Source organism: Streptomyces sp. WG5 (assembly GCF_049974565.1).
Classification (GTDB): Bacteria; Actinomycetota; Actinomycetes; order Streptomycetales; family Streptomycetaceae; genus Streptomyces.
Genome location: NZ_JBNGGC010000025.1, coordinates 55706 through 76507, shown reverse-complemented (window position 1 = coordinate 76507; position 20802 = coordinate 55706). Strand labels below are relative to the sequence as shown.

The 20802-nt window shown below is 73.0% G+C and carries 15 protein-coding genes; 6 read left to right on the top strand and 9 right to left on the bottom strand.

Going from position 1 to position 20802, the window contains the following annotated elements; genetic code table 11:
- Positions 1 to 204: 204 nt before the first annotated feature.
- Entirely contained in the window at positions 205 to 1179 is a 975-nt protein-coding gene (locus ACP4IX_RS24905; protein ID WP_426517361.1) for an acyl-ACP desaturase, read from the top strand.
- Between the two features lie 127 nt (positions 1180 to 1306).
- Here ACP4IX_RS24905 and ACP4IX_RS24900 read toward each other — a convergent pair whose 3' ends face one another.
- Both ACP4IX_RS24900 and ACP4IX_RS24895 read right to left on the bottom strand, forming a co-directional pair.
- Positions 1307 to 4666 carry a hypothetical protein gene (locus tag ACP4IX_RS24900; protein ID WP_426556656.1) on the bottom strand — a complete coding sequence of 1120 codons (3360 nt, stop codon included), beginning with the start codon at positions 4664 to 4666 and terminating at the stop codon, positions 1307 to 1309.
- Between the two features lie 84 nt (positions 4667 to 4750).
- Positions 4751 to 4996, bottom strand: a complete 246-nt coding sequence (locus ACP4IX_RS24895) for a WhiB family transcriptional regulator (RefSeq protein WP_426517365.1) — start codon at positions 4994 to 4996, stop codon at positions 4751 to 4753.
- Positions 4997 to 5187: 191 nt separating this feature from the next.
- Between ACP4IX_RS24895 and ACP4IX_RS24890 the strand changes: the two genes are divergently transcribed.
- Positions 5188 to 5976, top strand: a complete 789-nt coding sequence (locus tag ACP4IX_RS24890) for a VOC family protein (protein ID WP_426517367.1) — start codon at positions 5188 to 5190, stop codon at positions 5974 to 5976.
- 35 nt (positions 5977 to 6011) lie between these two features.
- Here ACP4IX_RS24890 and ACP4IX_RS24885 read toward each other — a convergent pair whose 3' ends face one another.
- Both ACP4IX_RS24885 and ACP4IX_RS24880 read right to left on the bottom strand, forming a co-directional pair.
- Positions 6012 to 7085 (bottom strand): LacI family DNA-binding transcriptional regulator, encoded by a 1074-nt coding sequence (locus tag ACP4IX_RS24885; protein ID WP_426517369.1) that lies wholly within the window; start codon positions 7083 to 7085, stop codon positions 6012 to 6014.
- A gap of 327 nt (positions 7086 to 7412) precedes the next feature.
- Complete coding sequence (locus tag ACP4IX_RS24880; RefSeq protein WP_426517371.1) at positions 7413 to 8420, bottom strand: multicopper oxidase domain-containing protein; 1008 nt, start codon at positions 8418 to 8420, stop codon at positions 7413 to 7415.
- Positions 8421 to 8628: 208 nt separating this feature from the next.
- On the opposite strand from ACP4IX_RS24880, the gene ACP4IX_RS24875 reads away from it, so the two are divergent.
- Together ACP4IX_RS24875 and ACP4IX_RS24870 are read left to right on the top strand one after the other, a co-directional pair.
- Entirely contained in the window at positions 8629 to 11106 is a 2478-nt protein-coding gene (locus ACP4IX_RS24875; RefSeq protein WP_426517373.1) for a ThuA domain-containing protein, read from the top strand.
- A 14-nt stretch (positions 11107 to 11120) separates the two neighbouring features.
- Positions 11121 to 13310: an OmpL47-type beta-barrel domain-containing protein gene (locus tag ACP4IX_RS24870; RefSeq protein ID WP_426556655.1), complete on the top strand. Its 2190-nt coding sequence runs from the start codon at positions 11121 to 11123 to the stop codon at positions 13308 to 13310.
- A gap of 1 nt (position 13311) precedes the next feature.
- Here ACP4IX_RS24870 and ligD read toward each other — a convergent pair whose 3' ends face one another.
- From ligD to ACP4IX_RS24855, 3 genes are all read right to left on the bottom strand, one after another.
- Positions 13312 to 14337 carry a non-homologous end-joining DNA ligase gene (ligD, locus tag ACP4IX_RS24865; RefSeq protein ID WP_426556654.1) on the bottom strand — a complete coding sequence of 342 codons (1026 nt, stop codon included), beginning with the start codon at positions 14335 to 14337 and terminating at the stop codon, positions 13312 to 13314.
- Between the two features lie 106 nt (positions 14338 to 14443).
- Positions 14444 to 14818, bottom strand: a complete 375-nt coding sequence (locus ACP4IX_RS24860) for a hypothetical protein (RefSeq protein ID WP_426556653.1) — start codon at positions 14816 to 14818, stop codon at positions 14444 to 14446.
- Between the two features lie 63 nt (positions 14819 to 14881).
- The gene (locus tag ACP4IX_RS24855) at positions 14882 to 16588 is read right to left on the bottom strand and encodes a TlrC/CarA/OleB/SrmB family ABC-F type ribosomal protection protein (RefSeq protein ID WP_426556652.1); all 1707 of its coding nucleotides are present in this window, start codon (positions 16586 to 16588) and stop codon (positions 14882 to 14884) included.
- Positions 16589 to 16847: 259 nt separating this feature from the next.
- On the opposite strand from ACP4IX_RS24855, the gene ACP4IX_RS24850 reads away from it, so the two are divergent.
- The gene (locus ACP4IX_RS24850) at positions 16848 to 17915 is read left to right on the top strand and encodes an ATP-dependent DNA ligase (RefSeq protein WP_426556651.1); all 1068 of its coding nucleotides are present in this window, start codon (positions 16848 to 16850) and stop codon (positions 17913 to 17915) included.
- A gap of 15 nt (positions 17916 to 17930) precedes the next feature.
- Here ACP4IX_RS24850 and ACP4IX_RS24845 read toward each other — a convergent pair whose 3' ends face one another.
- The gene (locus ACP4IX_RS24845) at positions 17931 to 19121 is read right to left on the bottom strand and encodes a zinc-dependent alcohol dehydrogenase (protein ID WP_426556650.1); all 1191 of its coding nucleotides are present in this window, start codon (positions 19119 to 19121) and stop codon (positions 17931 to 17933) included.
- A 209-nt stretch (positions 19122 to 19330) separates the two neighbouring features.
- On the opposite strand from ACP4IX_RS24845, the gene ACP4IX_RS24840 reads away from it, so the two are divergent.
- Complete coding sequence (locus ACP4IX_RS24840) at positions 19331 to 20314, top strand: DUF3048 domain-containing protein (RefSeq protein WP_426556649.1); 984 nt, start codon at positions 19331 to 19333, stop codon at positions 20312 to 20314.
- On the opposite strand, the gene ACP4IX_RS24835 is transcribed toward ACP4IX_RS24840, so the two are convergent.
- Entirely contained in the window at positions 20315 to 20782 is a 468-nt protein-coding gene (locus ACP4IX_RS24835; RefSeq protein ID WP_426556648.1) for a MarR family winged helix-turn-helix transcriptional regulator, read from the bottom strand. It lies immediately after the preceding gene.
- Positions 20783 to 20802 lie beyond the last annotated feature (20 nt).

Sequence of the window (20802 nt, the reverse complement as noted above, 5' to 3'; positions counted from 1 at the left end):
CTGCGGACGTCACCCGTTCGGCCGCGCGGACCTGCGTGTCCCGGCGCCTTGCCGTACCCCGGTGGACGATGGCTGATCAGGGGCCTTTACAGTGCGTTTAACCTACGGTCTCGTAACCTACGGTTTCGTAGCCTACGATCCCGTAGGTTCCCGGCACCGCTCGCCGGCGCTTTCCGCTCTGTCGCACGTCCCCTGGAGTTCTCCGTGACGATCGTCTCCCCGCACCTCGGCAATTCCGCCGAATGGACCGACGCCCGGCTGCTGTACGCGCTGGAGGAAGTGGTCGAGACCGAACTCAACCGGCACCTGAAGGTCACCAAGGACTGGATGCCGCACGAGTACGTGCCCTGGAGCGACGGCCGCAACTTCCCCGGGTTCTTCGAGGACGGCGAGGCCTGGGAGAAGGGCCAGTCCAAGGTCACCGAGATCGGCCGGATCGCCCTGGTGGTGAACCTCCTGACGGAGGACAACCTCCCGAGCTACCACCACGAGATCGCGAGCCTCTTCGGGCGCGACGGCGCCTGGGGCACCTGGGTGCACCGCTGGACCGCGGAGGAGGGCCGGCACGGCATCGTGATGCGCGACTACCTGCTCGCCTCGCGCGCGGTCGACCCGGACAAGCTGGAGCAGTTCCGCATGGCCCACATGAGTGAGGGCTTCGAGTCGGACAACCGGCACTCGATGCTGCACTCCGTGGCGTACGTCGCCTTCCAGGAGCTGGCCACCCGCATCTCGCACCGCAACACGGGCCACCAGTCCGGCGACCCGGTCTGCGACCGGATGCTGGCCCGCATCGCGACCGACGAGAACCTGCACATGGTCTTCTACCGCAACCTGCTCAAGGCCGCTTTCGAGCTCGCCCCCGACCTCACGATGCAGGCGGTGCGGGACGTGGTCGTGAACTTCCGGATGCCCGGCCACGGCATGCCCGGCTTCGAGCGGGCCGCCGCCCAGATGGCGATCGGCGAGGTCTACAACCTGCGCATCCACCACGACGACGTGATCCAGCCCGTGCTGCGCTTCCTGAAGGTCATGGAGATCGACGGCCTCGGCCCCGAGGGGCAGGCGGCCCAGGAGGAGCTGGGGCTGTACATGGGCGGGCTGGACGCCGAGGCGTCCAAGTTCGACGAGAAGCTGGCGGCGCGCAAGGCGCGAATGGCGGCCCGGGCGGCGGGCTGACCGCATCCGCCTCCCGTACCGCTCGGCCGTGCCCGGCCCGCCGTCACCCGTCGGCCGCTGTCCCCCTGAACCGCCGCCGCCGACAGGCCGCTGCCTCCCGTAGGCCGCCGCCGCACGCAGGCCGCCGTCACTCGTAGGCCGTGGTCTCCTCCAGCGCCGCGTCGCGCACGTCGGGGAGCGGGTGGCGGCGCAGCGTCCGCAGCAGTGCCCGCCAGGGCGCGGGCCACTGCTCGCGGCTGCCGAGCGCGCCGGTCACGGCGACGGCCGTCAGCCCCTCGGCGTGGCCGCCGTGCTCGGCCAGGGCCAGGGCCTCGACGCGCAGCGCCTCGGGGTCGCCCGGCTGCCCCCGGCGCTCCAGACGCCCGCGCAGTTCCCCGGCGACGCGCGCGGCGAGTGCCGGACGGTCGGCTCCGGCCAGGGCGGTCACCCGGTCCAGGCGCGGCGGTGCGGCGGTCAGGTCGAGGTGGGTCGCCGCCAGGACGGCGGCCTGCGCGGCGTACGCCTCGTACTCCGCCAGCAGTTCGGCGGCGGCGAGGCCCGCCGGGCGGACGGCCGACTCGGAGCCGGAGTGGGTCGCCCCGAGCCGGGCGACGAGGAACTCGACGCGCCGCCGCGCCGGCCGGTCGCGCCGCGCCGTGGCGTCGCTGTCGTCGTCGGACGCCGTGCCGGCGAGGGTGCGCAGCGCGTCCAGGAGCCCTGCCAGGCCGTGCGGGGCGACCACTGCCGCGCTGATCAGGGCGTTGGCCGCGGAGTGCCAGCTTCCCCTCTTCGCGAGGTCCGTGACGGCTCCGGCCAGCACCGCGGGCGCCTCGGCCGACCAGGGGGTCCAGCGGGCCAGCGCCTCGTAGGCGAGGGCCGCGGTGCCGGGGTCGTCGGTGGCGGCGACCCCGCGGACCAGGCGGGCGTACCGCGCGCGGTACTCCTCGGGCAGGTCCAGCGGCGCGGCCCGCAGCACCGCGGCCCGCAGGACCGGCGCACCGCCGGCCGCGTCGCGCAGCAGTTCCCAGACCTCGTCGCGCGCGAGCAGGCCGCCGGCGGACGCGACGCATGCGGCCCGTACGTCGGGGTGGGTGCCCGGCCGGGTGTAGACCTCGGTGATCAGGGCGGCCGCGTCCGGGACGGGAAGCCGGGCCGCGGCGAGCCGGACCGCCTCCTTGACGCTGGTCACCTTGGCGTCCGGCGCCCGCAGTACGTCCCCCAGGTGGGCGGCGAGGCGCGACGGGCGCACCTGCCGGGACACCTGGGTGACCGCGTACACCGCGACGCGGGCCCGGTCGCCGCCGGCGTGCGCCAGCAGCTCGGGCAGCGCCTCGGCGGCCCGGTCGGTGCGGGCCAGGGCGGCGAGCGCGGCCTCCGAGAGGACCACGTCCGCGGATCCGGTCCAGCGGCGCAGGAGGCCGGCGCCCCCGTCGGGCACGGCGGCGGCCAGGGCGAGGGCGTGCGCGCGGTGGTGCAGCGGCAGCCCGGAGTCAGCGACCGCCTCCGCGCACCGGCGGAGCAGGGCGTCCCGCTGGCGCGGCACCCACCGGCGCACGTCGTACGCGGACACCGGCAGGGACCAGGGAGTGCCCTTGGTCAGGAAACGGCCGTGGGGCGGCGTGTCGGCGAGCAGCGGGGCCAGGAGGTCGGTGCGGCGCCGGACGACCACGTCGCGGACCGGTGGCAGGGCGGCCGCCGACGGTTCGTGGGCGAGGACGCGGGCCGCTCGTTCGTCGCGTGTGGCGGGCGGTTCGAGCCACAGGCCGACCGCGGTGCGCGCGGTCGTGTCATCGCCGTACCGGACGGCCCGCCAGAGCATGTCCTGCAGTTCGGCCATGCCGGCGGCCCGGGGGCCCACCGCGCGGGCGAGCGCGAGGAGGAGGCCGTGGTCCGCCCTCTCGGCGCCCGCCTCGATCCACGGCCTCAGGACCTCGTACACCCGGTGCTCCTGGCCGCGCCGCAAGGTGCGGTCGAGACGGCCGAGGTCGGCGCCGCCCGTGGTGCCGGATATCCGTACGAGGGTGCGCAGCGCCCAGTCCGCCAACGCGGGTGTTCCGTCCACCGCGTGCTCGCGCAGCACGCGGAGGGCGAGTGAGCCGAGCAGTTGCCGGGTCTCGGACGAGGAGTCGCGGGCCTCGACGGCGTCGGTGGCGACGCGGTCCAGATGGCCGGCCGCCTCCTCGGTGAACAGCGTGGCCCGAAGGGCGCCCGCGGCCCGCAGCGCGGCGGCCCGTACGGGGTCCTGTTCGTTGCGCAGCCGCGCCATGTCCCTCAGGACGGCGGTGACGGCGTCCGGGTCGCCGGAGCGGGCGGCGTTGCGGATCAGCAGCGGCCAGGCCGTGGCGCGGTCCTCGGCGTCCGGGCGCCCGGTGGCGGCCAGCAGCCGGTCGCGCACCTCGGCGACGGGCAGGAAGGACTCGGCGCTGAGGACCGCGTTCTCGGTGGCGCCGGCCGCACGCGCGCGTGCGGCCGCCTCCCGGGCCTGCTGCGCCGCGTGGCGGCGCGGCAGCACCTGCAGCAGCATCTCGTCGACACCGGCCGCATCGGGGCCCCGTCCCTCGCGGACGGCCGTGTACAGGGCGGGGCGCCGGGCGGGCGGGAGCGCCTTCAGCAGCCACGGGAGGCCGCCGTAGGGCAGCAGGGTGCGGCCGTAGGCGACGAGTTCGGGCGAGTCGGTCCGGGTCAGCCGGTGCAGGACCGTGCGCCCGAGCCGGTGGACGGTCACGACGGCGGCCCAGGCGGGCGTGGGCAGGAGTCTCAGCACCAGCCGCGGGTCCACGGCGGCGAACGCGGGGAGGTGGCCGCGCAGTTCGTACGGCAGGCGGCTCGGACCGTGCCGTTCCAGCAGCCGCAGCACCCACGCGGGTTCGGCGGGCGCGAGGGTGGCCATCGCGTGTGCGTACCGGTGCCACCAGTTGTCGCGCAGGGCCTCGGGCAGCGCGGTCAGCTCCTCCTCCAGCACGCCGAGCAGTGCGGCGCGGTGCCGCTTGGCGAGGGGCGCCCACGCGCGCACGGCGTGGAGCAGGCCGGGCAGCAGCCGGGCGACCGTCGGCGCGGTGCAGCCGGGCAGCAGACGGGCCGCCTCGGCGTCGCCCCAGTCACGGCGGAGGCCTTCGACCAGCCGGTCGGCGAGGGCGCGGCGTCCGTCGGACACGACGGCGCGCAGCAGGTCGCGGCGTGCCGCCTCGGGCGCGTCGGCGAGCGCCGCCTCGAAGGCGGTGTCCGGCACCCCCAGGCTGCCGGCGACGCGCAGGGCATGACCGCGCACGAACGGGTCCGCGTCGGCGATCCGGTCCGCGATCCACCCGGTGTCGCCGGCGGCGGACGCGGCGACGACGGCGAGCCCGCGCCCGTAGGCACCGTGCCGTTCGAGTTCGGTCAGTACGGGCCGCAGGGCCGCCGACTCCCGCGCGCGCAGGACGAGTTCCCGCATCCGCTGCGGATGGGCGAGCGGATCGAGGATGTGCAGCAGGCTCTCGGCCTCGTGCTGGGCGGCGGTTCGCGACATGCGGGGATTCTGCCTGCCGGGACGGGCGCGGCCCAGCGAATTACCGGCGCGGGCGGTGCGGCACGCGCTGCCGGAGGGCCCGGCTCAGCGCGGGACGCGCCGCAGTGACAGCCGTTCCTTCTCGGACAGCCCGCCCCAGACGCCGAAGCGCTCGTCGTTGCTCAGCGCGTACTCCAGGCAGGCCGAACGGATCGGGCACAGGGCGCAGATCCGCTTGGCGTCCCGTACGGAGCTCCCGGGCTCCGGGAAGAAGAAGTCTCCCCCGGTCTGTGCGCACAACGCCTCCGCCTGCCAGGCGAGGTCGGGCGTCGCGATCGTCTCGATGTGCATGCTCGAGAGCGTGCCCGGCCGCGAAAAACGTTCGATCAACGCCGGATCAACGCCCGGGGGCCGGGCCCCGGGCCGACCCGATGGTCCCCCTCCCCGCGGAAGGACGCACGGCGGCGCGCGGGAGCGGTCGCCAGGGGTGGGTGGAAGACTCGGCAGTGCAGGCCAACGGGACCCTTCCGAGGAGGGCGATGATGCTCACCACCCGTTTCGTCACCGGCGCCCCGAACTGGATCACCGTCGGCACGCCCCGCATCGACGGCGCCGCTTCCTTCTACGGCGGCCTCTTCGGCTGGCGGTTCCGGCCGGCGGGGGGCGGGGCCGGGGACCACGGCTTCTTCGAGCTGGACGGCCGGATCGTGGCCGGCGGCATGCGGACCGCGCCGGAGCAGGGCCCACCGTCCTGGACGGTGTACTTCCAGACCCCGGACGCGGAGGCCGCCGCCACGGCATCCGAGCAGGCCCGGGGCGGTGTGCTCGTGCGGCCGGCGGACGTGCTGGGCCGGGGCACCACGGCGATCCTCGCCGACCGGGCCGGGGTGCCGTTCGGCGTCCGGCAGCCGGAGCGGCTGGGCGGCCTGACCGTGGCCGGCGAGACCGGTGCGCTGTGCTGGGTCGAGCTGTACACGGCGGACGTGGCGGCCGCCGCCGCGTACTACGACGCGGTGCTGGGGCTGGAGACCTCCGCAGTCCCCTTCCCCGGGGCCGGGACGTACACGTGCGTGAACCCGTCCGGGGAGGGCGAGGAGAGCATGTTCGGCGGCGTCGTCCCGCTCGCCGACGACCCGGTGGAGACGGATGCCCACTGGCTGCCGTACTTCGCGGTCGACGACACGGACGCCGCGGTCGCCCGGACCCGGGAGCTGGGCGGCACGGTGCGGTTGCCCGCGACGGACATCGAGGGCGTCGGGCGCCTGGCCCGGCTCGCCGACCCGTACGGCGCCCGGTTCGCGGTGCTCAGGCCGGTGCCCCGGAAGGCGTAGGGGGCCCGGTCCGGCCGTGCTCCGCCTGCTCCGTCTCACGCGGTGGCGCGGCGGACCAGGGTCGTCGGCAGGACGACGCCGGCCGGCGCGGCCGGCCCAGCAGGCGCGGCCGGCCCCATCGGTGCGGCCGGCGCGGAGTCCTCCGCTGCGCCGCCGTCCAGGCCGCGCAGCAGCAGGCGGGCCATGAGCCGGCCCATCTCCTCGATGTCCTGGCGGATCGTGGTCAGCGGCGGGTCGGTCTGCTCGGCGACGGACAGCATGTCGTCGAAGCCGACCACGGCCACGTCGTCCGGCACCCGCCGCCCGCGGTCACGCAGCACCCGCAGGGCACCCGCCGCGGTGAGGTCGTTGGCCGCGAACACGGCGTCCAGGTCCGGGCACCGGTCGAGCAGCTCCCGCATCGCCCGCTCTCCGCCGCCCGAGGTGAAGTCGCCGCGTGCGATCAGCCCCGGGTCGGCGTCGGTGCGGACGTCGCGGTAGCCGGCGAGCCGGTCGGCCGCGGACGTCTGGTCGAGCGGGCCGCAGATGTGCGCGATGCGGGTCCGGCCGAGGCCGGCCAGATGGCGGACCGCCTCGCGGGCGCCACCGCGGTTGTCGCTGTCCACGTAGACCACGTCGTCCCGGCCGTCGTCCCAGCCGGGGCGCCCGCCGAACACGGTCGGCACACCGGCGCTGCGGACCAGGCCGGGCAGCGGGTCGTCGAGGTGCAGGGAGAAGACGAGCGCCCCGTCGACATGACCGCCGGCCAGGTAGCGGCCGACGCGGGCATGGTCCTCGCGGCCCTCGGTGAGCAGCAGCACGAGCTGGTTGTCACGGGCCGTCAGTTCCTTGCTGATGCCGCGGAGCTGCTGGGCGAAGTAGGGGTCGGCGAAGACCCGGGCCTCCGGTTCGGCGGCGACGACGGCGACTGCGTCGTGGCGTCTGGTCACCAGGCTGCGGGCGGCCTGGTTGGGCACGTATCCGAGCTCCTCCACCGCGCGCCGGACCCGCTCGGCCAGCGCGTCACGCACCCCCTGCGCCCCGTTCACCACGCGGGACACGGTGGCCCGCGAGACCCCGGCGCGCTCGGCCACGGCCTCCAGCGTGGGACGCGGCGCTGTCTCGGTCACTTCAGGGGCTCCTCGTCGGCGGCTGCGGCTCAGGATAGCGGCAGCCGCCGAACCGGAGAGAGCGCTCCCCGCGCCCGGGAACCGCTTGCGCGGGAGGCCCGTGCGGCGCCGTGGTCCGCGCGTGTCCACGAGGAGGGCCCATGGCGCCTGGTCGGCTCGTCCCGTACGCCCGGCTCCCCCCGCGCGTACGCCAGGACGTTGCGGCCTGCCGCACGAGCGCGGTCGACGCCCGCGGCAGGGCCCACTCGCTGCCGGGCACGGCGCGGGGGCCCGCTGGAGGAACCCGGCACCGGGTGGGGCCCGTTCGACGCCGGCCGGCGTGTCGCCTCAGTGGTCGTGCGCGGGAGCCTCCCCGGTCGCGGTCTCCCGCCCGTGTCCGTGCTCGTGCGGGTCGTACCCGGGAATGGTGCCGTCCGGCTTCTTCACCAGGAACAGGCCCACCATCCCCATGTCGGAGTGGCTCTGCACGTGGCAGTGGTACATCCACGCCCCGGCGCCCACCCCCTCCCCCGCGATGATCTGGAAGCCGAAGGAGTCCGCCGGCCCGGTGATCTTGTTGTCGATGACCCGGCTCGGGTCGTCGGGGCCGGTGAGCATGCCGGTGCGGTTGTCGGCCCAGCGGTGACCGTGCATGTGGAAGGTGTGGTAGTACTCGCCGTGCGTGATCATCACGATCTCGACCCGGTCGCCCACGGTGGCCTCGAAGTCCGGCCCGGTGTGGGGTTCGCGGTTGTTGATGAGCATGTCGTTGAAGACGATCGTGTGCGTCGCGTCCGGCAGTACGTCGCCCTTGCGGCGGACGATCACCGGGCCGTACAGGCCCTTGCGGATGCCGCCCGTGCCGTGCTCCGTGCCGACGACGTGGTCGTGGTAGTGCCAGTAGCCCGCGCTGCCCGCCCGCCAGGTGCCGTCCGCGCGGCGGCCGGGCTTGTGGGTGCGCCAGGTGTAGGTGCGGGTGCCGCCGGGCTCGACGTCGCTCTTGTTCATCGCCGTGCCGTCGCTGGAGATCTCGTAGTCCAGGCCGTGGACGTGCAGGCTGGCCCGGACGTCCATCGTGTTCGTGAACTCGATGTGCAGCGTGTCGCCCTCGTTGAGCTCGATCAGCGGGCCGGGGACGGACGCCTTGCCCTTCTCGAGGCCGTAGCCCATCCGACCGTCGGGCAGCTTCTCGGCGTACATCCTGATGTGTCTCACCTCGCCTCCGGCCGGTGCCGTCCTCACCGGTGCCGCCTTCGCCTGGCCGGCCGCGCCCGCGACCTCCGGAGCGATGGACAACGATGTCGCGACGGCCGCGCCGCCCAGCAGCACCCGCCGGTTGAAACCGCGTCTGTCCATGCCGAACTCCCCCACACTGGTATGGAATGTGCGCAGACGTAGCCATGACTGTTCGTGATGATGCGTGTTGAACCTGGGACGGTATCCGCTGCACCCGCGTTTATCCACACTCAGGACAAAGTTCGTTCAATGCCGGTCATACCTATTGGCGAACCACGCAAAGAGGTCTAACTTCCTTGGCGCTGCTGCCGTGACCGAGGAGGTGCCCATGCACTTACGAGGGTTGAGCGCGAGAAGAAAGGGCTGGGCGGCGTTCGCGACCGCCGGATTCGTCGCCGCGGGACTGCTGGCGGGGCCCACCGCCAGCGCGCGTCCGGCGCCGGACCCGTCTCTGACAACGATGTCGATCAAGTCGCCGCCGGGCGGCGCCAACGTACGGGTGCTGATCTTCTACGGATCCGCCGCGGCCGGGGACGAGTCACCGGTCGTGAACGCCGGGATCGCGGCCATCGAGCGGATCGGGCTGTCCGGCCCGGCGAAGGAGCGCTTCACGGTCGAGGCCACGGACAACGCCTCGGTCTTCACCAACGAGAAGAGGCTCGGCCGTTTCAACGCGGTCGTCTTCCTGACCGGCGGCGGTGACGTCCTCGATCCGGCGCAGGAAGCGGGCCTGGAGGCCTACATGGAGGCCGGCGGCGGTTTCGTCGGCATTCATGACGCGGCCCGCGCGGAACCGTACTCGGACTGGTTCACCGGTCTGGTCGGGGCCCGCCCCGCCGCGTCCAGCCCCACCAAGGTCCAGCGGGCCACCGTCGAGGTCGGTGACCGGCGCCATCCGGCCACCAAGGACCTGCCGGCGCAGTGGAAGCGGCCCGACGAGTGGATGAACTGGGTGGAGAACCCGTCCGGCGACGTGCACACCGTGGCCCGGGTGCGCGAGTCGACGTACCAGCCCGGGGCGAGCGCCAACGGCTGGGACCACCCGGTCAGCTGGTGCCGGGACTACGACGGCGGCCGGTCCTTCTACACCGGCATGGGCGGCACGGTGTCGTCGTACGACGAGACCGACTTCCGCGCCCATCTGCGCGGCGCCCTGATGTGGACGACCCGGCTGGCGCAGGCCGACTGCAAGGCCACCATCGACGGCAACTACAAGGCCGAACGACTCACCGACCCCAACCAGCCCGGCCAGAACGACCAGATCGGCGAGCCGCACGGCCTGGTCACCGCGCCCGACGGCCGCGTGTTCTACATCGGCCGCGGCGGCGCGGACTCCTCGCAGCCCGTGGTGACCGACTGGAACGACCCGGACATCGGCAAGGGCAAGGGCGAGATCCACGTCTGGGACCCCGAGACCGACAAGGTCACCCTCGCGGGTGAGCTGACCGTCTTCGGCAACAAGGGCGGCGGCGAGGAGCTGGTCAAGGTCGAGGAGGGGCTGCTCGGCATCGAGCTGGACCCGGGATTCGCGGAGAACGGATGGGTGTACCTGCACTACACGCCGCACTCCGGGATCAACCGCGACACCCACATGGCCGAGCGGCGGGTCTCCCGCTTCACACTCGACCAGGCGACCAACAAGCTGGACCTGGGCAGCGAGAAGGTGCTGCTGAAGTGGCCGGTGCAGATCCACAGCTGCTGCCACGCGGGCGGCGGGATGGCCTGGGACTCCAAGGGCAACCTGTACATCGCCACCGGTGACAACAACTCCAGCGGCTTCAGCGGCGGTTACTCGGGCAACAACCCCGAGCCCAACTTCAAGGGCGTGTCCTTCGCCGACGCGCGCCGCACCGCCGGCAACACCAACAACCTCAACGGCAAGATCCTGCGCATCCACCCCGAGCCGGACGGGACCTACACGCTCCCCGAGGGCAACCTCTTCACCGGCGAGGAAACCGCCGAGGGCGGCGGCAAGACGCGCGGCGAGATCTACGTGATGGGCGTGCGCAACCCGGCGCGCATCTCCATCGACAAGAAGACCGACACGCTCTACGCGGGCTGGGTCGGACCGGACGCCGGCTCACCGTCGCCGACGTGGGGTCCGGCGAAGTACGACACGTTCGCCGCGATCACCGAGGCGGGCAACCGCGGCTGGCCGTACTGCATGGGCAACAAGCAGCCGTACCGGGACCGGAACCTGCCGGACCCGTCGAAGCCGCTGGGCTGGTACGACTGCGACGCCCCGAAGAACGAGTCGCCGAACAACGACGGCCTGGTCAACCTGCCGCCGGTGACCGGCAACAACATCTGGTACTCGCCGCAGGGCGGCGGCCCCGACTTCCCGCGCGACGAGAACGGCGTCCCGTCGTACGAGCAGGAGGAGGCCACCTACAAGCTGCCCTGGCTCAAGGGCGGCGGCCAGGCCGCGATGAACGGCCCGGTCTACCGCTACGACGCCGACAGCACCAGCGAGACCAAGTGGCCCGCGTACTGGGACGGCAAGTGGTTCGTCGGTGACTTCTACGACGCCGACCAGCCGCGCAACGCGGTGCTGATGGACCCGAAGACACAGGGCGACGGCGGACTGCCGGTGCACTCGGAGTCGCTGAAGAAGATCGTGCCGGTCGGCAACGACGGCATCAGGAACCTGATGGGCTGGAAGTTCGGCCCGGACGGCGCGCTGTACGTCCTCGACTACGGCCGCGGCTTCTTCACCTCGGACTCCAAGTCGGCCCTGTGGCGGGTCACCTACGAGGGCGGTGGGCCGACGCCGGCCGCCGGGCAGCTGGCGAGGGGGTCCGAGTGATACGCGGGCGAAGAATGTGGGCGGCCCTGTTGGCCGGCCTGCTGATGATGCTCGGTCTGCAGGCGACGTCCGCGTCCGGGCAGCCCCGGGCGAAGACCGAGGCCGTCGCCGCCGACCAGGTCCTCACCTGGACGGCCGGCAACGACATCGACAAGTACACGTCGGCGCCCGAGACGGCGGTGGCCGGTCCGGCCACGATCGTCTTCGAGAACAGTGAGGCGACCGGCAACACCACCGGCATGCCGCACACGCTGACGTTCACGACCAGTGATCCCGAGTACAACCAGGACGTCCAGCTGAACATCCTGGCCAACCCGGGCGACGACCAGGGCGGCAGGCACACCGCCGAGGTCACCCTCTCCCCCGGCCGCTACCTCTACCGCTGCACCATCCAGGGCCACGGCGAGATGAAGGGCGTCCTCGTGGTGACCGAGGGCGGCGGGGGCGAGGACACCACGGCGCCCGCCACGTCGGCGGAGGTGGGCGGCACGCAGAACGCCGACGGCCAGTACGTCGGGGCCGCGAGCGTGACGCTCGGCGCCACCGACGAGGGCGGCTCCGGCGTCGAGCGGATCGAGTACGCGATCGGCGCCGACGGTGCCTGGCAGCCGTACACCACGCCGGTCGTCATCGACCAGGTGGGCGACCACACGGTGCGCTACCGGGCGTTCGACAAGGCGGGCAACGCGGCCGCCGAGAAGAGCGTCACGTTCACCGTGGTCGCCCCGGACACCGACGACACGACCGCGCCGGAGACCTCGGCGACGGTCGGCGGCGAGAAGACCTCCGACGGCGCGTACATCGACATGGCGACGGTGACCGTCACCGCCTCCGACACCGGTTCCGGCGTCAACACCATCGAGTACGCGGTCGGCGACGGCGCCTGGCAGGCGTACACCGCGCCCGTCATGGTGCACGCGGTCGGTGAGCACACCGTGCGCTACCGCGCCACCGACAAGGCGGGCAACGTCGCGGCGGAGAAGAGCGTCGCCTTCACCGTCGTCGCCGCTCCCCCGCAGGACACCGTGCCGCCGGTGACCGGCGCGACCGTGGAGGGCAGCAGGAACTCCGTCGGCGCGTACGTCGGCAGCGCCAAGGTGACCGTCAGCGCCACCGACGAGGGCGGCTCCGGGGTGGCCGGCATCGAGTACTCCCTGGACGCCGGGCCCTACCTGGCGTACACCGGGCCGGTCGTCGTCGACCGGGTGGGCCGGCACACCGTGAGCTACCGGGCGAGTGACAAGGCGGGCAACACCTCCGCGCCGCTGACCGTGAGCTTCACGGTGGTGTCGGGCCAGGTACCGCCGCCGCCCTGCCCGGAGTACGACGAACGGCTCACGGTGGTCGTGGGCACGGTCGACACGGGTGTGCCGAACCGGGTCACGAACAACCGGTGCCGGATCAACGAGCTGATCGAGGACGAGAAGGACTGGTCGTCGCAGCAGCTGTTCCTCAAGCACGTCCGCGAGGTCATGGACGCGCTGCTGGACGAGGGCGTCGTCGACCGGCGGGAGTACCGGGCGATCAACAAGGCCGCCCGCCAGTCGAAGATCGGCGTGCCCGGCCAGACCGAGGGCTACCGCGCGATTCTGGACGGCTCCCAGGAGTCCTTCGGCACGTGGCAGCAGGTGGGCGGTGGTTCGTTCGCGCTGAACGAGGACGGCTCGATCACCTCCAGCACGAGCACACCGGGCATGGGCATGCTGTGGTTCCCGGAGCGCACGTACGGGGACTTCTCGCTGAAGCTCCAGTGGCGGGACGACGCGCCCGGCACGGCCAACACCAACGGCGGCGTCTTCGTGCGCTTCCCGCAGGTCCACGACCACCCGGAGGAGTCCCGGCCGGAGTGGGTCGCCATCAAGTACGGGCACGAGGTACAGGTGTTCGACAGCCCGACCGGCGACATGTACAAGTCGGGGTCGGTCTACGGCTTCGACCGGGTGGGCCTGGCCGGCGCCGGGGTGACGGAGAAGGGCACCTGGAACGACTACGAGATCCGCGTGGTCGACCAGCACTACTCCGTCTACCGCAACGGCGTGCTGATCAACGAGTTCGACAACACCGGCGGCCAGGACTTCTCCCCGCCGCGCTCGGACGACCCGGGCACGGACGGGCGTCGGTACGCCTCCGGCTACATCGGGCTCCAGGTCCACGGCACCACGGACGTGGTCTCGTACCGGGACGTGAGGATCAAGGAGTTGTAGGTCAGCTCTTCTGAGGGCGCGGCTTCTTCGCGCGGCTCGGCTGTACCCGGCTGGGTTCCCCCGGCATCTTCGGATACTCGGGCGGGTACGGCAGATCAGCGAGCCCGTGGTCGTGCTCGTCCTTCGTCGCCAGCTCCAGCAGGGCGTCGAGGGAGTGGGAACGGTCGTCCATGCCCGCGTGCACGTCGCCGAGTTCGGCGAAGCGCGCGGGCATGGTCGTGATGTCGAAGTCCCGCGGGTGGGCGACGCCCACCTCGTCCCAGGTCAGCGGCGCGGAGACCGGGGCGCCCGGGCGGGGGCGCACGGAGTAGGCGGAGGCGATGGTGCGGTCCCGGGCGGTCTGGTTGTAGTCGATGAAGATGCGCTCGCCGCGCTCCTCCTTCCACCACTTGATGGTGACCTGCTCGGGCATCCGCCGTTCCATCTCGCGGCCGACGGCGATGGCGGCGCGCCGCACCTGGGTGAAGGTCCAGCGCGGCTCGATCGGCACGAAGACGTGGATGCCGCGTCCGCCGGAGGTCTTGGGCCAGCCGCGCAGACCGCCGAACTCCTCCAGCACGGCACGGAGTTCGTGGGCGGCGCGGGCGGCGTCGTCGTAGTCGGTGCCGGGCTGCGGGTCGAGGTCGATGCGCAGTTCGTCGGGGTGGTCGACGTCGTCGCGGCGCACCGGCCAGGGGTGGAACGTGAGGGTGCCGTACTGGGCGGCCCACAGCACCGCCGCCTCCTCGGTGGGGCACATCTCGTCGGCGCTGCGACCGCTCGGGAAGGTGATGTGCGCGGTGGGGATCCAGTCGGGCATGCCCTTGGGGGCGCGCTTCTGGTAGAACCACTCGCCGGTGATGCCGTCCGGATAGCGCTGCAGGGTGGTGGGCCGCTCGCGCAGGGCGCGCAGGATGCCGGGGGCGACCGCCTGGTAGTACCGGGCCACGTCGAGCTTGGTGTAGCCGTGCTCCGGGAAGAAGACCTTGCCCGGGCTGGACAGCCGCACGGTCCGTCCGCCCGCTTCCAGTTCCACCGCTTCCGCCATGCGAGCCACGGTAGGCGCACCATGGGGACCTCGCACATCAGGCGACGTCCCACCCGGACCTTCATTCGAACCCGCGTTCCCGGGCGTCTCCGTGTGCCCGGAGCGGTCACCAGCACTCGCCCGGCTTGACCACCCAGGTCCACGACCCGCACGGATCGACCGCCATGTGCGGGTCGATGTCCTTCGGCGGGCCGTCGTTGACGCGTTTCTGCTTCAGGTACCTGGCGCGTATCTCCGCCGTCGGCAGTCGCTCCCATCCTTCGGGCAGGCGCAGACCCGCACGCGCGAGCTCCGCCCTCCACGCCTCGACCGTCTCCTGACGGCTGCGGGGCACCGGGCCCGGCGCCTCGGGTGAGCCGACCGTGACGCCCGGCGGACCGGTGAGGTCGCCCGTCGCGGCCACCATCGCGGTCACGCAGGCGCCGGTGACGGCGACGGCCGCGGTGACCACCACGGCCGCCCTGGCGGAACTCCCCGGCACGCGCGCCCTCCCTCCGTCACACCTCCTCCCACGGTCCCATGCCGCCACGCCACGCCGCCCTCTCTACTCGTCCAGGCTCCCGTTGCTCATCCGGACCCGGCGGCCGGTGAAGCGCCGGGCGACCATGCGGTCGTGCGAGACCATCACCAGCGCGCCCCGGTAGTGGTGCAGGGCTTCCTCGAAGTCCTCCACCAGCGCGGGCGAGAGGTGGTTCGTCGGCTCGTCCAGCAGCAGCAGGTCCACCGGGTCCCGCAGCAGACGGGCCAGCGCCAGCCGGCGCAGCTGCCCCGTGGACAGGTCACCGACCGCCGTCGTCAGGTCGGACGGCCGGAACAGACCGAACCCGAGGAGGGCGCCGCGGTGTTCCTCGGCGACGCCGGGCAGTCCGGCGGCGAACGCGGCCAGCAGGGTCCGCCGCGGATCGGTGATCGCGGTCTCCTGGGGCAGCCATCCGACGCGGTCCGGGCGCGTGCACGTGCCCCGGTCGGGGTCCAGGTCACCGGCGAGGACCCGCAGCAGCGTGCTCTTGCCGGCGCCGTTCGCCCCGGTGACCAGGACGCGCTCGCCGGGTTCGACCGTGAAGCCGGGTACGTCGAGCCGGTCGCCCACCGCGACCCGGTGGAGGTCGGCGACCGCCCCCTTGCGGTCGCTCTCGCCGCCCGCGACCCGGGCCCCGAAGCGCAGGGGCTCCGGCGGCCGCGGGACCGGGTTCTCCTCCAGCCGCCGCACCCGCTCCTTCGCCTGCCGGACGCGCGCGGAGATCTGCTTCTCCACGCTGCGCTGGTGGCGCTGGTTGTCGCGGTCGGCGTTGGCCCGGCGCCGGGGGCCGGCGGCCATGGTGTCGGCGGCACGGCGGGCCAGGGCGCGCTGCTCCGCCAACTCCCGTTGCCAGTCTGCGTGCTCCTGCTCCCAGCGACGCCGGGCGGCCGCCTTGGCCCGGAGGTATCCCGCGTACCCGCCGCCGTGCCGGTGGACGGTGCGGCGTTCGCCGTCCACCTCCCACAGGGCAGTGGCGACGCGTTCCAGGAAGACGCGGTCGTGGGAGACCGCCAGCACGCTGCCGCGATGGGAGCGCAGGTGCTCCTCCAGCCACTGGACGGCCGGGACGTCGAGGTGGTTGGTGGGCTCGTCGAGCAGCAGCAGCTGTGGTGCGGCCGCCAGCAGACAGGCCAGGTTGAGGCGGGCCTGCTCGCCGCCGGAGAGGCTGCCCAGCCGCCGGCCGGGCGCGATGCGCTGAAGGCCCAGTCCGTGCATGGCGGCTTCGACGCGGGCGTCGGCCGCGTAGCCGTCCCGCGCCTCGAACGCCTCCAGCAGCTCCCCGTACGAGGCGAGCAGGCCGTCGAGTTCGCCGGGCCCGGCCTCCGCCAGCGCCTGCTCGGCCCGGCGCAGGGCGCGTTCCAGGGTGCGCAGGTCGGCGAGGGCGTGGTCGACGGCGTCCTGGACGGTGTCGTCCGGGGGGAGGTCGGGGGTCTGCGGCAGGTACCCGGCGCCGCCCGGGGCGTGGACGCGGATCCGGCCCGCGTCCGGCCGGTCGAGACCGGCCAGCAGGCGCAGCAGGGTCGACTTGCCGGTGCCGTTCTCGCCGATGACGCCGATGCGCTCGCCGAGCGCCACCGACTGGTGAACGCCGTCCAGCAGCGGCCGGCCTCCGGGCGCGCGGACGACGTCGTCCAGGACGACCTGGAAGGAGCCGGAGCCGGAGCCGGAGTCCGAGCCGGTACCGGACGAGGTGGTTGGGCAGGTGGTGGTGCCAGAAGTGGGCTGAGACATGCGTGATCCGCCATATCGGAAGGCGTGGACAGTGACCGATACGGAGGGAGGGGTCATCGGCGCGCGACGGAGCGGCGTGGGTGAAGGCCGTGCTACAGCCGAACCCGGGGACCCTGACGGGCGGCCGGAATCACACCGCGTACGCGCGGCGGCATCGGCGCCCGGTCTCCCGGGGCGGTATCAGATGTAGAAGTAGTAGAACCTGATCACCCCACAAGCCTAACAGGCGAGGCCCGCGGACCGCTCATACAGTCGGACCATGGATCTGCCCGTCATGCCGCCCGTGAAGCCGATGCTCGCCAAGTCCGTGGCGAAGATCCCGCCGGGCATGCACTACGAGGCCAAGTGGGACGGGTTCCGGTCGATCGTGTTCCGCGACGGCGCCGAGGTCGAGCTCGGGAGCCGCACGGGCAAGCCGTTGACCAGGTACTTCCCGGAGCTGGTGGAGGCGGTGCGGCAGCGGTTGCCCGAGCGGTGCGTGGTGGACGGGGAGATCGTCATCGCGCGGGAGGGGCATCTGGACTTCGACGCCCTCACCGAGCGGATCCATCCGGCGGACTCCCGGGTGCGCACGCTGGCCGAGCGGACGCCGGCCTCACTGGTGGTCTTCGACCTGCTGGCGCTGGACGACGAGTCGCTGCTCGACGTGGGGCTCGCCGACCGGCGGGCGGCGCTCGTGGGGGCACTGTCCGGGTTCACGGCCCCGGTGCACGTGGCACCGGCGACGGACGACATCGAGGTGGCGCGGAGGTGGTTCGAGCAGTACGAGGGAGCGGGGCTCGACGGCGTCGTCGCCAAGCCGCTCGATCTCCGCTACCGCCAGGACGAGCGGGCCATGTACAAGATCAAGCACGAGCGCACGGCGGACGTGGTGGTCGCCGGTTACCGCCTCCACAAGAGCGGCCCCGTCGTCGGCTCCCTCCTGCTCGGCCTCTATGACGACCGGGGCGTCCTCCAGCACGTGGGCGTCAGCGCGGCCTTCACCATGAAGCGGCGCGCGGAGCTCGTGGAGGAGCTGGAACCGCTGCGTATGGACGACGTCCGGGGCCATCCGTGGGCCGCCTGGGCCGAGGAGTCGGCGCACGAGTCGGCCCGGCTGCCGGGCGCCCCCAGCCGCTGGTCGGGCAAGAAGGACCTGTCCTGGGTGCCGCTGCGGCCGGAACGGGTCGTCGAGGTGGCGTACGACCACATGGAGAACGGGGCGCGCTTCCGGCACACGGCCCGCTTCCGCCGCTGGCGCCCGGACCGGACGCCGGAGAGCTGCACCTACGCCCAGCTGGAGGAGCCGGTCCGCTACGACCTGGCGGAGATCCTCGGCGGCCCCTGAGGAGGCCCCAGGGCCTTACGGCTTCAGCAGCACCTTGACCGCGCCGTCCTGCTTCTTCTGGAACATCTCGTACGCGTGCGGTGCGTCCGTCAGCGGCACCCGGTGGGTGGCGAAGTCGTCGACGCCGAGCGGGTCCTCGTCCGTCAGGTAGGGGATGATCTCGTCGCTCCAGCGGCGTACGTTCGCCTGCCCCATCCGCAGCTGGATCTGCTTGTCGAACAGGGTGAGCATCGGCATCGGGTCGGCCATGCCGCCGTACACGCCGGACAACGAGATCGTGCCGCCCCGGCGCACCAGCTCGATGGCGGTGTACAGGGCGGCGAGCCGGTCGACGCTGAACCGCTCCGCCAGCGGGCCGCCCACGGCCCGGGGCATCACCGCGGCGGTCGACTGGACCAGCTTGGCGACGACGCCGCCGTGCGCCTCGGTGCCGACCGCGTCGATCACGGCGTCGGGACCGCGGCCCCCGGTCTCGTCCTGGATCGCCGCGACCAGCTCCTTCTCGCTGTCGAAGGACCGCAGGTCGTACGTCTCCACGCCCCGCTCACGGGCCCGTCGCAGCCGTTCCGGCACGAGGTCCACGCCGAACACCCTCCCGACCCCCTTGGCCCGGGCGATCCGGCAGGCCATGTCGCCGATCGGGCCGAGGCCGAGCACGGCGACGCTGCCGCCCCGCGGGACGGCGGCGTACTCGACCGCCTGCCAGGCGGTGGGGAGGACGTCCGAGAGGTAGACGAAGCGGTCGTCGGCCGGGCCCTCCGGCACCTTGATCGGGCCGTACTGCGCCTGCGGCACGCGCAGGTACTCGGCCTGGCCGCCGGGGACGGCACCGTACAGGCGGGTGTAGCCGAACAGCGGGGCGCCCATGCCCTCGCCGGTGACCTGGGTGGTCTCGCACTGGGTCGGCAGTCCGGTGCCGCACATGAAGCAGTGCCCGCACGCGATCTGGAACGGCACCACGACCCGGTCGCCGGGCCGCAGGCCGGTCACCTCGGGGCCGACCTCCTCCACGATGCCCATGGGCTCGTGGCCGAGGATGTCGCCCGGGGTCATGAACGGCGTCAGCACCTCGTACAGGTGCAGGTCGGAGCCGCACAGCCCGGAGGACGTGACGCGGATGACCGCGTCCGTCGGCTCCTGGACCGACGGATCGGGTACGTCCTCCACCCGCACGTCCCGCTTGCCCTGCCACGTCACTGCCTTCATCGCCTCGCACTCCCTCCGTCGCCGTGCCCTTCGGGGCTGCGTGGCGGCCGGGTACCCGAGGTGCCCTCCACCGAACCGCCGCCGGTTTCGTCCCAACAGCGGATTATGTGCCGCCTTCCATGTGCCGTATCAGATTCGGTCAGGTATGGCACTAAATGCTTTGAAAAGTACACAATCAATGACCTGGGACGGGTAGGCGGGTGGTCGGAATGCGACGAAGGACGCACGCGTGGCGCGGCGGGGCGCTGGTGACCGCGGCGGTGGCGGCCTCGCTGGCGGCGGGCTGCACGGCCGGGCCGGGGACGGTCGAGGAGGACGGACAGGCACCGCGCCCCAAGCGCTCGCACAGTGCGGCGGGCAGCCCGGGCCCGGTGCTCGCCGTGAAGGTCGACAACGTGCCGGCGGCCCGTCCGCAGACGGGCCTGGAAGCCGCGGACGTGGTCTACGTGGAGCCGGTGGAGGGCGGACTGAGCCGTCTGATGGCGGTCTACGCGACCGATCTTCCCCCGTCGGTCGGACCGGTGCGCAGCGCCCGCGAGTCCGACCTGGAGCTGCTGCGCCAGTTCGACCGGCCGACGCTGGCGTTCTCGGGTGCGCACAGGAGACTGCTGCCGCTCATCGACGAGGCGCCCCTTCGCGCGGAGCCGCCGGGGCAGGAAGAGGCGTCCGACGCCTACGTCCGCGACGACGACCGGCCCGCCCCGCACAATCTCTATCTGCGGCCGAGGCGACTGCAGCCGTCACCCGCGGGCGCCGACGCCCTGACCACGGGCTTCCGCTACGGACCGGCCCCCGAGGGCGGCGAGGCGGAGTCCTCGCGCACGGTGCGCTACCCGTCGGCGTCCTTCACCTTCACCTGGTCCGAGAGCCGCGACCGCTGGCTGGTCTCCCTGGACGGCGCCCCGGCCCGGACGGCCGACGGCGGGCGTCTCGCACCGTCGACGGTCGTCGTGCAGCACGTGAACGTACGCGAGTCGGACTTCCACGACGTCCGGGGCAGCAACTCGCCGTACGTCGAGTCGGTGGGCTCCGGGCAGGCGGAGGTGCTGCGCGACGGGCGCGCGTACGGGGCGGCCTGGAAACGCGGCGCGGCCGCGGACGGGACGTCCTTCACCACCGAGGACGGCACCCCGCTGGACTTCGCCGAGGGCCAGGTGTGGGTGGTGTTCGCCGATACAGCGAAGCGGCCCTGATCAGCTCGGTACCGCCGCGGGCTCGACCGGGTTGCGGAGGCGTCCGGCGGCGTCCGCGACCCGCCGGACGAGGTCGAAGAACACGGCCTGCTCGTCGGCGGAGAGCGGGGCCAGGAAGACCTGGTTCATCCGAGCCGTACGCACCGCGAGCTTGCGGTGGACGCGCAGGCCGTCGTCGGTCAGGCGCAGCAGGAAGCGGCGCCCGTCCTGCGGGTCGCGGACCTTGTCCAGCAGTCCGCGGCGGCCGAGCCGGCTGATCACCTCGGCGATGGTGGACCGGTCCAGGCCCACCCTTTCCCCCACGGTTCGCTGGTCCAGGCGGTTCGGCTCGCTGACGAGCGCGTTGAGGACCGCGAACTGCGGCGAGGTGACCTCCTCCGAGACCATCGTGTTCCACAGCAGGTGGTGCGCCTGCTGCAGCCGCCGGGCCAGATGCCCGGGATGGGTGGTCAGGTCGACCGCGGCCATGTGCGCTCCTGTGGTCATTT